This is a genomic window from Geodermatophilus sp. SYSU D01186 (assembly GCF_054050215.1).
The window spans coordinates 111,035-123,960 of record NZ_JBJGYW010000014.1 but is presented as its reverse complement, the minus strand read 5'-3'; the positions used below and the strand labels follow the sequence as shown (position 1 = coordinate 123,960).

Here is a 12,926-nt window from a genome sequence, read left to right as displayed (position 1 = left end):
CCCCCCCCCCCCCCGCCCCCCCCCCCCCCCCCCCCCCCCCCCCCCCCCCCCCCCCCCCCCCCCCCCCCCCCCCCCCCCCCCCCCCCCCCCCCCCCCCCCCCCCCCCCCCCCCCGGCGCCCCACCGACCGGTCGGACCCCTTCCGCCTGCGGGCCCCGCTGCCCCTGGCTGGTCTCGAACTCGACCCGCTGGCCCTCGTCCAGGCTGCGGTAACCACCGGTGTCGGCGATCGCCGAGAAGTGGACGAAGACGTCCGGGCTGCCGTCGTCGGGCTCGATGAACCCGAAGCCCTTGTCGGCGTTGAACCACTTCACCGTGCCCTGCGGCATGTACCTGCTCCTGCGTCGTCCGGCGCGACGGGTCGGTCCCGTCACCCACGTCCAGGGTGCCCTACCCACCCGGAGGGCGGTTGCCCCGCCCCGGCGCCGATCTCCCCGCCGGGCCCGGAGGCTCAGGTCAGCCGGCGCCGTTCCTGGTCGGCGTAGGTGTCGAGCAACGCCCGCGCGTGCGCCCCGGCGCTCGCTCATGGGGGCCCTACCCCGGCAGCCGCGGTCCGCACGTCCGGCGCGGTGGCCCGGCTGCCCCTACCGTGCGCTCGTGGGCAAGCGGGTGGTCGTGGTGGGTGGGGACGCCGCCGGCGCCAGCGCGGCGTCGCAGGCGCGCAAGCGGCGGCCGGACCTCGACGTCGTCGTGTTCGAGCGGGGCCGGGCGACGTCGTACTCGGCGTGCGGCATCCCGTACTGGATCAGCGGCGCGGTGGAGTCCGAGGCCGCGCTGGTCGCGCGGACGCCGGAGCAGCACCGGGCCGCCGGCATCGACGTCCGGATGCGCACCGAGGTGGTCGGCATCGACCTGGACCGCCGGGTCGTCCACTGGCGCGACCTGGCCGGCGGCGGCTCGGGCGTGGAGCCGTTCGACGAGCTGGTCTACGCGACCGGCAGCGTCCCGATGCGCCCGCCCGTGCCCGGCATCGACGCGCCCGGCGTGTACGGCGTCCAGGTGCTCGACGACGGCGTGGCCCTGCGCGCGGCGCTCGACGGCGGCGGCGTCCGCCGGGTGGTCGTGGTGGGCGGCGGCTACATCGGGCTGGAGATCGCCGAGGCCTGCCGGGTGCGCGGCCTCGACGTCACCGTCGTCGACCGGTCGGCCACGCCGGTGGGCACCTTCGACCCCGACGTCGGGGAGTTCATCGCCGAGGCAGTGCGCAAGGAGGGGATCGAGCTCGTGCTCTCCGACCCGGTCGCGGCCATCGAGACCGGCGCCGACGGCAGGGCGCGGGCCGTGGTCACCGCGAGCGGCCGGGAGCTGCCGGCCGACCTGGTGGTGCTGGGCCTCGGGGTGCGGCCGGCGGTGCGGCTGGCCCAGGAGGCCGGCATCCCGCTGGGCATCTCCGGCGGCGTCGCCGTCGACGCGCGCATGCGCACCGACGTCGAGGGGGTGTGGGCTGCGGGGGACTGCGTCGAGTCCCGCCACCGGCTCTCCGGCCAGCGCGTCGTGGTGGCGCTGGGCACCCACGCCAACAAGCAGGGCCGGGTGGCCGGCATCAACATCGCCGGCGGGTACGCCACCTTCCCCGGCGTCATCGGCACCGCCATCACCAAGATCTGCGACGTGGAGGCGGCGCGCACCGGCCTGTCGGAGGCCGAGGCGGAGGCGGCCGGGTACTCCTTCGTCACGGCGTCCGTCGACTCCACGACGAAGGCCGGCTACTTCCCGGGTGCCCGGCCCATCCGGGTCAAGATGATCGCCGAGCGGCGCAGCGGGCGGCTGCTGGGCGCGCAGATCGTCGGCCGGGAGGAGTCCGCCAAGCGCATCGACGCCCTGGCCATCTGCATCTGGAACGAGATGGGCGTCGACGAGGTGCTCTCCCTCGACCTGTCCTACGCCCCGCCGTTCTCCCCGGTGTGGGACCCGGTGCTCATCGCCGCGCGCAAGGCGTTCGACGCCGTGGAGGCCGACGTCCGGCTGCTCTGAGCGACCGGGCGCGGGCTCCTCGACGTCCTCGATCCGGACGTCCTCCCGGGCGTGGGAGGGGGCTGCCTCCACGGGTGCCTCCTCGGTGGCTCGGGAGGGGCGCCGCCGGAGCGCCTCCGGCGGCACCCCTGCCCGGGTCAGGCCTGGCCGGCGGCCGCCCGCTCCTGGGCGTACCGGTCGGACGCGGCCTGGATCGCCGCGCCGTTCTTGGCGTCGAGCTCGGCGTGCTTGCCCCGGGCCCAGGACTCCGCGGCCAGCAGCCGCCGCTGGGAGGGCTGGAAGGCCGGGATCACGTGGCGGGCGAACAGCTCGAAGCTGCGCTGGGTGGCCTGCCAGTTCGCCCAGTCGTGCTGCAGCAGGATGTAGCAGCCGAACCCGCCGTCGGACTGGTCGACCAGGCGCTGGATCTGCGCGATCGCGTCGTCCGGCGTGCCCACCACGCCCCACCCGCTCTCGTCGAGCCACGCCAGCCGCTCGTCGAAGGTGTCGCCGGGGATGCGGACCGGCGGCAGCGCGAGGGTCTTCTGGGTGTAGTCGACGAAGGCGTCGAAGCCGTAGCGGATGTCCTCCACGGCCTGCTCGCGGGTCTCGGCGAGGTGCATCGGGCCCATCAGCCGCCACCGGGACCGGTCGGTCGGCCGGCCGGCCGCGGCCGCCTCGGCCTCCAGCACGTTCCAGTGGTGGGCGAGGACGTCGAAGCCCTCCTTGGTGGTCGCGCCGACCGAGAGCATGCCCAGCCCGTACTTGCCGGCGAGGGTGGGCCCGGTGGGGGAGGCGGTGGCGGCGACCGCGACCTCGAAGCACGGGTCCTGGTACGGGGCCAGCTGGCACCGGGCCTCGACCAGCCGGTACCGGTCGGTCTCCACCGTCACCGGCTCCTCGGTGGTCAGCAGGCGCAGCAGCACGTCGAGGTCCTCGTGCAGGGCCGGGCGCAGCTGGGCGGGCTCGAGGCCGATCATCGCGGCGTCGGTGGGCAGCGAGCCCGGGCCGACGCCGAGCATGAACCGGCCGCGGAGCAGGTGGTCGACGAGGATCGCACGGTCGGCCACCCAGAGCGGGTTGTGGTACGGGATGGAGACCACGCCGGTGCCGAGCTTGATGTCCCGGGTGAGCGCCCCGACGTGGGCGATGAACGTCAGCGGGTCGGCGATGATCTCCGTGGCCGCCGAGTGGTGCTCGCCGATCCAGGCCTCGTCGAAGCCGAGCCGGTCCATCAGTTGGATGGTCTCGACGTCGCGCTGCAGCGAGGTCGTCGCGTTCTGGGTGGGCGGGCTGTTGAACGGCGGCATGAACAGGCCGAAGCGCATCTTGCTCACGGGCGGGATCTCCTCCGGGTACGACGGTGGACCAAGGGCAGCGACCAGGGCCGGCTGCGGGGCCGGGGCGGCAGGCCGCGGCCCCGGCGAGTATGTCGCAGGTCACAGCTGTCGGCCTGCGAGGCGGGTGGACGGGCGGCCGTCGTCCACCGACGCGCTGTGACGGTTGACACGCCGGGTGGGCACCGACTGGAATCGGGTGGCCGTGCTGCGGACAGGTGTCCGCGACATCCCCCGTGCGAGAAGAGGTCCTCCATGAGCTTCCCCGCGACGACGCCCACCCCGGGAGGAGCGGCCGTCGCGGTCGACGTCCTCGTGGTCGGGTCCGGACCGGCCGGCGCCTCGGCGGCCCTGTTCCTGGCCACCTACGGCACCTCCACGCTGCTGGTCACCAAGTACGGGCGGCTCTCGGACACCCCGCGGGCGCACATCACCAACCAGCGCACGATGGAGACGATGCGCGACATGGGCGTCGAGGAGCGCCTGATGCGCGAGGCGACGCCGTGGCAGTACATGGGCAACACGACGTTCTGCACCAGCCTGGCCGGCGAGGAGCTGGGGCGGATCCCCTCGTGGGGCACCGACACCGTGCGGCACGCCGACTACGAGCTGGCCAGCCCCACGACGATGCTCGACGCCCCGCAGACCATCACCGAGCCGATCCTGGTGCAGGCCGCCCAGGAGCGCGGCGCGCGGATCCGCTTCGACACCGAGTACCTCTCCCACGTCCAGGACGACGACGGCGTGACGACGACGGTGCGCGACCGGCTCTCCGGCGCGGAGTACACGATCCGCTCCAAGTACCTCATCGGTGCCGACGGCGCCCGGAGCAAGGTCGCCGCCGACCTCGACCTTCCCTACGAGGGTCCGGGTGCGGTCGCCGGCGCGCTGAGCATCGTCTTCGAGGCCGACCTCTCCCGGTTCGTCGCGCACCGCCCCTCGGTCCTCTACTGGATGCTCCAGCCGGGCGCCGAGAAGGAGGGCGTCGGCCTCGGGGTGCTGCGCATGATCAAGCCCTGGGACGAGTGGATGCTCATGTGGGGCTACGAGGTCGCCGCCGGCCCGCCGGACCTCACCGACGAGGTGGTGCGGGAGCTGGCCGTGGCGCTGGTCGGCACCGACGACTTCGAGATGCACGTGAAGTCGCGCTCGCCGTGGACGGTCAACCACCACTTCGCGACGACGATCGCGAAGGGCCGGGTCTTCTGCGCCGGCGACGCGATCCACCGGCACCCGCCGACCAACGGGCTGGGCTCGAACACCTCCATCCAGGACAGCTACAACCTGGCCTGGAAGCTCGCCCACGTCGTCGCGGGGACGGCGGCCCCGTCGCTGCTGGACAGCTACGACGCCGAGCGGGCGCCGATCGCCCGGCAGATCGTCGAGCGGGCCAACCAGAGCATCGCCGACACCGGCAAGATCCTCAGCGCGCTGGACCTGGAGCACACCGAGGCCGACCACCTGCAGGAGCAGCTGGCGCTGTGGAAGTCGCCGGGGCCGCAGGGCGAGAAGATCCGCACCGCGCTGCGCGAGGCGATCGCGTACAAGGCCTACGAGTTCGACGCCCACGGGGTCGAGCACAACCAGCGGTACGCCTCGTCGGCCGTCGTCCCCGACGGGACGCCCATGCCCGAGTACCGCCGCGACCCGGTGCTGTACGCCCAGGCCACCACCTGGCCCGGCGCGAAGATCCCGCACACCTGGGTCACCGTCGGCGGGGTGCGCACCTCGACGCTGGACCTGGTCGGCCGCGGCCGCTTCGCCGTCGTCACCGGGATCGGCGGGGAGGCGTGGCTGGACGCCGCGGCCGAGCTCGGCACCGAGCTGGGGCTGACGATCACCCCGGTGTCGATCGGCCCCGGCCGGCCCGTCGAGGACCCCTACGGCACCTGGGCCGAGCTGCGCGAGATCGAGGACGGCGGCGTCCTGCTGGTCCGGCCCGACCTCTACGTCGCCGCCCGGCAGCTCGGCGCGCCGTCCTCGGCCGACGAGGCCCGGGACTGGCTGTCGGCGGCGCTGCGGAGCGTGCTCGGCCGCTGAGTCGCCACCGGAGGGCGGGGGCGCCGGGGTTCGGGGGGCCCGGGGCCCCGGGCGCCCCCCGCGGGCCCCCGTGGGGGGTCGGGGCGCGGGCCGGGCGGGGGGGGGGGGGGGGGCGGGGGGGGGGCCGGGGGGGGGGGGGGGTGTCGCCCCCCGGGCGCGGGGGGCGGCGGTTGCCCGCGCCCCCCGCCCTCCGGTCAGCCGACGACGTCCACTCGTCGGCTTCCGCTCCCGGTCCGCTCCTCGCTCGCTGGCGCTCGCTGCGATGCTCCCGGGAGCGTCAGCCGACGACGACGTTCCAGGGGCGGACCGTCCAGCCCGTCACCAGGCCCTGCACCACGTAGGGGTCGGTCTCGGCGAACCGCTCCACCACCTCGCGGGGCGCGGTCCACACGAGCAGGGCCCGGTCGTACGGGTCCGGCAGCGCGCCGGCGAGCAGGAGCTCACCGCGCTCGTGGGCGGCGCGGGCCAGGGTGAGGTGCTCCTCGCGCAGCGCCGCCCGGCGCTCCAGGTAGTCCGGGGCCAGCGTGTACTCCAGGACCAGGTGCATGCCGCCACTGTGGCACCGGCCGCCGGCGCACCGCGGCGGCGCGGCCGGTCAGGCGGGCTGGGAGATGTTGACCATCCAGGCGATGCCGAACGGGTCGACGCACATGCCGAACTCGTCGCCCCACATCTGCTTCTCCAGCGGCATGGTCACGGTGCCGCCGTCGGAGAGCTTGGCGAAGTAGCCGCGCAGCTCCTCGCCGTCGTCCCCGCTGAGGCTGACCGAGATGCTGCTGCCCTCACTGCGGTCCATGCCCGCGGGGGTGTCGGAGGCCATCAGCGTGTACCCGGCCGGCGTCTCGAGCTGCGCGTGCATGACCTTGTCGGCGTCGGGGCCCTCGGCCCCGCCCGCCTCGCCGAAGGTGCTCAGCGAGAGCTCCCCGCCGAACACCCCGCGGTAGAACTCCATGGCCTGCCGGGCCGTGTCGCTGAAGCTGAGGTAGGGGTTCAGGCGGGAGCTCACGGGCGGTCCTCTCTCCGGGTGGCTGCGGGGACGGTCACCGTAGCGACTCCGGACGTCCCTGCACCGACGACGGAGCGCCCGGGCCCACGAGGGGCCCGGGCGCTCCGCGTCGCGCGTGCGTCGGTCAGCGCACCGAGGCCTGCGCGACCTCCCGCTGGGCGGACTCGGCGTCCCGCTGGCCCGGGCCGGCGTTGCTGCCGGACGCCGGCGGCTCCGCGTCGCCGTGGTCGTCGATCATCGTGGTCTCGTCGAACGGGCTCTCCCCGGACAGCGCCGCCGACAGCTGCTCGCGGTCGAGCTCCCTGGTCCAGGTGGCGACCAGGACGGTGGCGATCGCGTTGCCGGCGAAGTTGGTCACCGCGCGGGCCTCGGACATGAACCGGTCGATGCCGACGATCAGGCCGACGCCGTCCAGCAGGTCCGGGCGGTGGGCCGAGAGCCCGCCGGCCAGCGTGGCCAGGCCGGCGCCGGTGACGCCCGCCGCGCCCTTGGACGCGATGATCATGAAGACCAGCAGGCCGATCTGCTCGCCGATCGTCAGCGGGTCGCCCAGCGCCGAGGCGATGAACAGCGAGGCCATCGTCAGGTAGATGGCCGTGCCGTCGAGGTTGAAGGAGTAGCCGGTCGGGACCACGATGCCGGCGACCGGCTGGCTCACACCGGCGTGCTCCATCTTGGCGATCAGCCGGGGCAGCGCGGTCTCCGACGAGGACGTCGACACGATCAGCAGGAACTCGCGGCCCAGGTACTTCAGGAGCGAGAAGACGTTGACGCGGGCGACCAGCCGCAGGATGAGCCCGAGGACGACGAAGACGAAGAGCGCGCAGGTCACGTAGAAGGCGATCATGATCACCGCGAGGCTCTTCAGCGCGTCGATGCCGGTCTCGCCGACGACCGCCGCGATCGCCCCGAAGGCCCCGATCGGCGCCAGCCACATGATCATGGCGAGGATCCGGAACACCAGCCTCTGCAGGTGCCCGACGCCGCGCAGGAGCGGCTCACCGGAGCGGCCCATCGCCTGGATCGCGAAGCCGACCAGCAGCGCGACCAGCAGCGCCTGCAGCACCGACCCGTCGGTCAGGGCCGACAGGAGGGAGGTCGGGATCAGCCCGAGGAGGAAGTCGACGGTGCCGCCGCTCTCCTCGGCGGTGCCGGCCAGTGCAGCGCCCTCGCCGCGCAGCTCGTCGGAGAGCTGGAGCCCGTCACCGGGGTGGATGATGTTGCCCACCACCAGGCCGATCGCCAGCGCGACGGTCGACATGAGGATGAAGTAGCCCAGGGCCAGGCCGCCGATCCGGCCGACCTTGGCCGCCTGGCGGATCGCGCCGATGCCCAGCACGATCGTGCAGAAGATGACCGGCGCGATGAGCATCTTGATCAGGCCCACGAACGCGGTTCCCAGCCACTTCAGGTCGGTCGCGAAGCCGGGGAACAGGAAGCCGACCGCGATGCCGGCCACCACCGCGACGATGACGGCGATGTAGAGCCAGTGCGTGCGGTCCTTGCGCCGGGTGGCTCCCGGCGGCTGCGCGTGGTCGGTGCCTGACGCCATGACGTCTCCTGTCGTCGGCCGGAGGCGACTCGCCTCCCGGATCGGGTGTGCTGTGCCCCGTCCGGGGCGACGCCAGTCACACTCCCGGGTGTGGTGACGGCGGTCACCCATGCGTTCATTGCGTTCACGACGGCCGTGGCGGGCACGGTGCCGGTGGCGATGGCGTCACCGCGCGGCACACTCGCCGCGTGCCCGCCTTCCTGCCGCACCGCCGTGACGCGAGCCTGGCGCGGCGGCTGCTGCTGCTCCAGGCGCTGGTCGTCGGCGTCGTCGTCCTCACCGCGACGGCCGTGGCCTACCTCGACGCCCGCCAGGCCGTGCAGCAGGCCGCCGAGCAGGAGACGACGGCGATCGTGGCCAGCCTCGCGGACTCGCCGCTGGTGCTCGGGGCGGTGACCGGCCCGGACCCGACCGCGGTGCTGCAGCCCTTCGTCGAGCAGGTCCGCGCCGACACCGGCACCTCGTTCATCACCGTCCTCGCGCCCGACCGCACCCGCTGGACCCACCCCGACCCCGAGCAGATCGGCCGCCCCTTCCGCGGCACGATCGCCCCTGCCCTGGCGGGGGAGACGTTCACCGAGACCTACACCGGCACCCTCGGCCCCTCCGTGCGCGCCACCGGACCGGTGGTGGACGCCGACGGCGACGTCGTCGCCCTCGTCTCGGCCGGGATCACCGTCGCCGCGATCGGGGAGGACCTCGCCGCCGCCGTCCCCGGGATCGCCGGCACGGCCCTGGCCACGCTCGCCGTCGGCGGCCTGGGCAGCTGGGCGCTGAGCCGGCGGCTGCAGCGCCAGACCCACGGGCTCACCCCGACGGAGCTGGCGCGGCTGCTCGAGTACCACCACGCGGTGCTGCACGCCGTGCGCGAGGGCCTGCTCCTGGTGGACGGCGAGGGGCGGGTGCAGCTGGTCAACGACGAGGCGCGGCGGCTGCTGGGCCTGGCCGACGACCCGGCCGGCCGGCACGTCGGCGACCTCGGGCTGCCCCCGGAGCTGACCGCGGTGCTGACCCAGCAGCGCACCGTCGTCGACGAGGTGCACGTGACCGGCACCCGGGTGCTGGTGGTCAACCAGGCCCCGCCCCGGGCCGGCGACCGCTCGGCCGGCACCGTGGTGACCCTGCGGGACCACACCGACCTGCAGGCGCTCACCGGCGAGCTGGACAGCGTGCGCGCCTTCGCCGAGTCGCTGCGGGCCCAGGCGCACGAGGCCGCCAACCGGCTGCACACCACCGTCTCCCTCGTCGAGCTCGGCCGCACCCAGGAGGCGGTCGACTTCGCCACCGCCGAGCTCGCCTCCGCGCAGCGGCTCACCGACCGCGTGGTCGGCGCGGTCGGCGACCCGGTGCTGGCCGCGCTGCTGCTGGGCAAGGCGGCGACCGCGCACGAGCGCGGCGTGCTGCTGGAGATCGACCCGGCGACGGCGGTGGGCGAGACCGGCCTGCCCGGCGGTGACCTGGTCACCATCGTGGGCAACCTGCTCGACAACGCCATCGACGCCGCCCTCGCCGGGGACCCGCCCCGGGAGGTGCAGCTGGCCGCGGAGGTGACCGGCGGGCACCTGGAGATCCGGGTCGAGGACACCGGTCCCGGGGTGGCCGAGGAGGACGTGCGGCGGGTCTTCGAGCGGGGCTGGTCGACCAAGGAGAGCGCCGGCGCGCCGGCCGGGCTCGGCCGCGGGCTGGGGCTGGCGCTGGTCGCGCAGGCGGTGCGCCGGCACGGGGGCACGGTCAGCGTCCGCCCCGGCCCGGGTGCGCAGTTCGTCGTCTCCCTGCCGGTGCGGGCGCCGGTCGGGGCGGCGCCGTGACCTCCCCGGACGTCCGCGTCCTCGTGGTGGAGGACGAGCCGGTCGCGGCCGAGGCGCACCGCGCCTACGTGGACCGGACGCCGGGCTTCGGCACCGTGGCCGTCGCCGGCACCGGGGCCGCGGCCCTCGACGCGCTGGCCCGGGTGCCGGTCGACCTCGTGCTGCTGGACATGAACCTCCCCGACACCCACGGCGTCGAGCTGTGCCGGCGGATCCGGGCGGCCGGGGTGCCGGTCGACGTCCTCGCGGTGACCTCGGCGCGGGAGCTGTCCACCGTGCGGGCGGCGGCCGCGCACGGCGTCGTCGGGTACCTGCTCAAGCCCTTCACCTACCCGGCACTGCGCGACCGGCTGACCGCCTACGCCGAGTACCGCGCGCGGCTGTCGGCCGCGGGGGACGCCGCCGGCCAGGACGAGGTCGACCGCGTGCTCGGCGCCGTCCGCCCCGGCCGGCCCGCGCCGCTGCCGAAGGGGATGGGCCGGGAGACGCTGGACGCCGTCGTCGCCGCCGTCCGCACCTCGGAGGGGCTCTCGGCCGCGGAGACCGCGGAGCTGATCGGCGCCTCGCGGATCACCGCCCGCCGCTACCTGGAGTACCTGGCCGACACCGGCCTGGTCGACCGCGCGCCGCGGTACGGGGGCGCCGGCCGCCCGGAGCTGGAGTACCGCTGGCGGTGACCCCTTGACCTCCAGTGCGCTCGAACCCCGACGCTGGGCACGCCCGCGGAAAACCGGTGGCGGGCGACGAGCCCGGCGCGGACATTCCGTCAGAGGGAGAGGGGACGCTGCGCCCGGACACCCGGCTGAGGGAGCACGATGACCGCACACTCCGCACTGGCCATCGAGGCCACCGGTCTCACCAAGTCCTTCGGGGCCACGCGCGCGGTGGAGGGCGTCGACCTCGCCGTTCCGGCCGGCACCGTCTACGGCGTGCTCGGCCCGAACGGGGCGGGCAAGACGACGACGATCCGCGTGCTGGCCACGCTGATCCAGCCCGACTCCGGGCACGCCCGCGTGCTGGGCCACGACGTGGTCACCGAGGCCGACACCGTCCGCGGGCTGGTCAGCCTCACCGGGCAGCTGGCCTCGGTCGACGAGGAGCTCACCGGCCGGGAGAACCTGGTCCTGCTGGCGCGGCTGTTCGGCCACCGCCGCGCCGCGGCCCGCGCCCGGGCCGACGAGCTGCTGGAGGCCTTCGGCATCGCCGAGGCCGCCGGCCGGCTGGTCAAGCACCACTCCGGAGGGATGCGCCGCCGCCTGGACATCGCGGCCAGCCTGGTCGTCACGCCGCAGCTGCTCTTCCTCGACGAGCCGACCACCGGGCTGGACCCGCGCTCGCGCAACCAGGTGTGGGAGATCGTGCGGGCGCTGGTCGCCGAGGGGACGACGATCCTGCTCTGCACCCAGTACCTGGAGGAGGCCGACCAGCTCGCCGACGGCCTGGCGGTGATCGACCGGGGCCGGGTCATCGCCGAGGGCACGCCGGGGCAGCTCAAGGCGTCGGTCGGCACCGGCTCGCTGCACGTGCGCCTGAACGACCCCGGCCAGGGGGCGGCGGCGGCCGGCGTGCTGGAGCGGGCGGTCGGTCCGGTGACCCCGGGCGACGACCCGGCCGCGCTGTCGGCGGCCTGCGGCGACGCCGCGACGGCCGCCCTCGGCCTGGCCGAGCTGGCCCGCGCCGGCGTCGGCATCGCCGACTTCTCCCTCGACCGGCCCAGCCTCGACGAGGTCTTCCTCGCCCTCACCGGCCACGCCGCGGAGGACGGCGACCGGGAGCCCGCGTCCCCCGCGCAGGAGCGTGCGTCATGACCACCACCGTCACTCGCGACTCGGCCGACACCGCCGCCGTCCGCCGGGCCATCGCCTCCACCGCGCGGCCGCCGCGCCCGGGCCCGCTCACGGCGGCGCTCACCTTCGGCTGGCGGGGCATGCTCAAGGTCCGGCACGTGCCCGAGCAGCTGCTCGACGTCACCGTGACGCCGGTGATGTTCGTGCTGATGTTCACGTACCTGTTCGGCGGCGCCATCGCCGGTTCCACCAGCGCGTACCTGCAGTACATCCTGCCCGGGATGCTGGTGATGTCGGTGCTGTTCACCACCGTCTACAGCGGCGTCTCGCTCAACACCGACCTCACCAAGGGCGTGGTCGACCGGTTCCGCTCGCTGCCGATCTGGCGTCCGGCCCCGCTGCTGGGGTCGCTGCTCGGCGACAGCGTCCGGTACGTGATCGCCGGCACGGTGATCATCGTGCTGGGCGTGGTGCTCGGTTACCGGCCCGAGGGCGGCGCGGCCGGGGTGGTGGCGGCGCTGGGGCTGGTCGTCGTCTTCTCGTTCGGCCTGTCGTGGGTCTTCTCCGTGCTCGGGCTGCTCATGCGCTCGCCGAACGCGGTGATGAACGCCGGGTTCACCGGCATCTTCCCGCTGACGTTCCTGTCCAACGTCTTCGTCGACCCCGACACCCTGCCCGGGCCGCTGGCCGCCTTCGTCGAGGTCAACCCCGTCTCGGTGCTGGCGACGGCGTCGCGGTCGCTGATGGCGGGGCAGTCCGACGGCGTCGCGATCGGCGTCTCCCTGGCGGTGGCTGCCGGTCTGGCCGCGGTGTTCCTGCCGGTCACCACCCGGCTCTACCGCAGCCGCTGACGCGCAACTCCGGGGAACGTGCGGTCCGGACTGGCCGCGGGGCAGAACCTTCCCCGGAGTTGCGCGGGCTCAGCGGCCCAGGTGCGCACGGATCGCCGCGACGACCATGCGGTGGTCCTCGACCTGCGGGAGCCCGGAGACCACGACCGCGCCGATGGGGCCCACCGACCGCACGATCACGGGGAAGGCGCCCCCGTGGGCGGCGTACCGGGCCGGGTCCAGCCCGAACTCCTCCTCGAACGTCGTCCCGCGCTCGATGGAGGCCTGCCGCACGTAGAGGCTGCTGTGCCCGAAGCGGTGCACCACCCGCGTCTTGCGCTCGATCCACCGCTCGTTGTCGGGGGTCGCCCCGGTCAGGGCGGCGGAGAACAGCCGGTGGCCGTTGCGGACGACGGCGACCGCGACCGGCGCGGCGTCCCGGCGGCCGGCCGCCACGAGCGCGGCGCCGAGGTCCCAGGCGTCGTCGTTGGTGAAGCTGCTGAACTGCAGCTCCCGCTCCTCGGCGGCGAGCTCGGCGAGTTCGGGGAAGGCGTCGGCCATGGCCCCTTCCTACCCGGCGTGCGCGCGCGGCCGTCGGCGGGACGGGGTAGAGG

The 12,926-nt window shown here is 74.8% G+C and carries 12 protein-coding genes; 6 read left to right on the top strand and 6 right to left on the bottom strand.

The genetic code is table 11. The features are described 5' to 3' along the window. Positions 1-328, bottom strand: a 328-nt coding sequence (locus ACI784_RS12530; protein WP_457013700.1) for a cold-shock protein, incomplete at its 3' end; no start/stop codon positions are given. 268 nt (positions 329-596) lie between these two features. Between ACI784_RS12530 and ACI784_RS12525 the strand changes: the two genes are divergently transcribed. Then, on the top strand, positions 597-1,973 hold the full coding sequence (locus ACI784_RS12525) for an FAD-dependent oxidoreductase (RefSeq protein WP_457013699.1): 1,377 nt from the start codon (positions 597-599) through the stop codon (positions 1,971-1,973). Between the two features lie 137 nt (positions 1,974-2,110). Here the strand turns inward: ACI784_RS12525 and ACI784_RS12520 are convergent, their stop codons facing one another. Then, positions 2,111-3,280 (bottom strand): LLM class flavin-dependent oxidoreductase, encoded by a 1,170-nt coding sequence (locus ACI784_RS12520; protein WP_457013703.1) that lies wholly within the window; start codon positions 3,278-3,280, stop codon positions 2,111-2,113. 264 nt (positions 3,281-3,544) lie between these two features. Between ACI784_RS12520 and ACI784_RS12515 the strand changes: the two genes are divergently transcribed. Next, entirely contained in the window at positions 3,545-5,329 is a 1,785-nt protein-coding gene (locus ACI784_RS12515) for an FAD-dependent oxidoreductase (protein WP_457013698.1), read from the top strand. Positions 5,330-5,606: 277 nt separating this feature from the next. Here ACI784_RS12515 and ACI784_RS12510 read toward each other — a convergent pair whose 3' ends face one another. From ACI784_RS12510 to ACI784_RS12500, 3 genes are all read right to left on the bottom strand, one after another. Then, positions 5,607-5,876 carry a YciI-like protein gene (locus tag ACI784_RS12510; protein WP_457013697.1) on the bottom strand — a complete coding sequence of 90 codons (270 nt, stop codon included), beginning with the start codon at positions 5,874-5,876 and terminating at the stop codon, positions 5,607-5,609. A 48-nt stretch (positions 5,877-5,924) separates the two neighbouring features. Continuing rightward, complete coding sequence (locus ACI784_RS12505) at positions 5,925-6,335, bottom strand: VOC family protein (protein WP_457013696.1); 411 nt, start codon at positions 6,333-6,335, stop codon at positions 5,925-5,927. A 124-nt stretch (positions 6,336-6,459) separates the two neighbouring features. After that, complete coding sequence (locus ACI784_RS12500) at positions 6,460-7,887, bottom strand: cation:dicarboxylate symporter family transporter (protein WP_456925287.1); 1,428 nt, start codon at positions 7,885-7,887, stop codon at positions 6,460-6,462. A 188-nt stretch (positions 7,888-8,075) separates the two neighbouring features. On the opposite strand from ACI784_RS12500, the gene ACI784_RS12495 reads away from it, so the two are divergent. From ACI784_RS12495 to ACI784_RS12480, 4 genes are all read left to right on the top strand, one after another. After that, on the top strand, positions 8,076-9,695 hold the full coding sequence (locus ACI784_RS12495; RefSeq protein ID WP_457013695.1) for a sensor histidine kinase: 1,620 nt from the start codon (positions 8,076-8,078) through the stop codon (positions 9,693-9,695). Continuing rightward, positions 9,692-10,372 carry a response regulator gene (locus ACI784_RS12490; protein WP_457013694.1) on the top strand — a complete coding sequence of 227 codons (681 nt, stop codon included), beginning with the start codon at positions 9,692-9,694 and terminating at the stop codon, positions 10,370-10,372. Before ACI784_RS12495 ends, ACI784_RS12490 begins: the two co-directional genes overlap by 4 nt. A gap of 138 nt (positions 10,373-10,510) precedes the next feature. After that, positions 10,511-11,503: an ATP-binding cassette domain-containing protein gene (locus tag ACI784_RS12485; protein ID WP_457013693.1), complete on the top strand. Its 993-nt coding sequence runs from the start codon at positions 10,511-10,513 to the stop codon at positions 11,501-11,503. Next, positions 11,500-12,333, top strand: a complete 834-nt coding sequence (locus ACI784_RS12480) for an ABC transporter permease (protein ID WP_457013692.1) — start codon at positions 11,500-11,502, stop codon at positions 12,331-12,333. Before ACI784_RS12485 ends, ACI784_RS12480 begins: the two co-directional genes overlap by 4 nt. A gap of 69 nt (positions 12,334-12,402) precedes the next feature. On the opposite strand, the gene ACI784_RS12475 is transcribed toward ACI784_RS12480, so the two are convergent. Then, the gene (locus tag ACI784_RS12475) at positions 12,403-12,873 is read right to left on the bottom strand and encodes a heme-degrading domain-containing protein (protein ID WP_456925282.1); all 471 of its coding nucleotides are present in this window, start codon (positions 12,871-12,873) and stop codon (positions 12,403-12,405) included. Positions 12,874-12,926: the final 53 nt, after the last annotated feature.

What these genes read in the sequence shown, in the direction of transcription:
- ACI784_RS12510 (WP_457013697.1), bottom strand. Translation starts at nt 5,876, where the DNA reads ATGCACCTGGTCCTGGAGTACACGCTGGCCCCGGACTACCTGGAGCGC.
- ACI784_RS12485 (WP_457013693.1), top strand. Translation starts at nt 10,511, where the DNA reads ATGACCGCACACTCCGCACTGGCCATCGAGGCCACCGGTCTCACCAAG.
- ACI784_RS12480 (WP_457013692.1), top strand. Translation starts at nt 11,500, where the DNA reads ATGACCACCACCGTCACTCGCGACTCGGCCGACACCGCCGCCGTCCGC.
- ACI784_RS12475 (WP_456925282.1), bottom strand. Translation starts at nt 12,873, where the DNA reads ATGGCCGACGCCTTCCCCGAACTCGCCGAGCTCGCCGCCGAGGAGCGG.
- ACI784_RS12500 (WP_456925287.1), bottom strand. Translation starts at nt 7,887, where the DNA reads ATGGCGTCAGGCACCGACCACGCGCAGCCGCCGGGAGCCACCCGGCGC.
- ACI784_RS12520 (WP_457013703.1), bottom strand. Translation starts at nt 3,280, where the DNA reads ATGCGCTTCGGCCTGTTCATGCCGCCGTTCAACAGCCCGCCCACCCAG.
- ACI784_RS12515 (WP_457013698.1), top strand. Translation starts at nt 3,545, where the DNA reads ATGAGCTTCCCCGCGACGACGCCCACCCCGGGAGGAGCGGCCGTCGCG.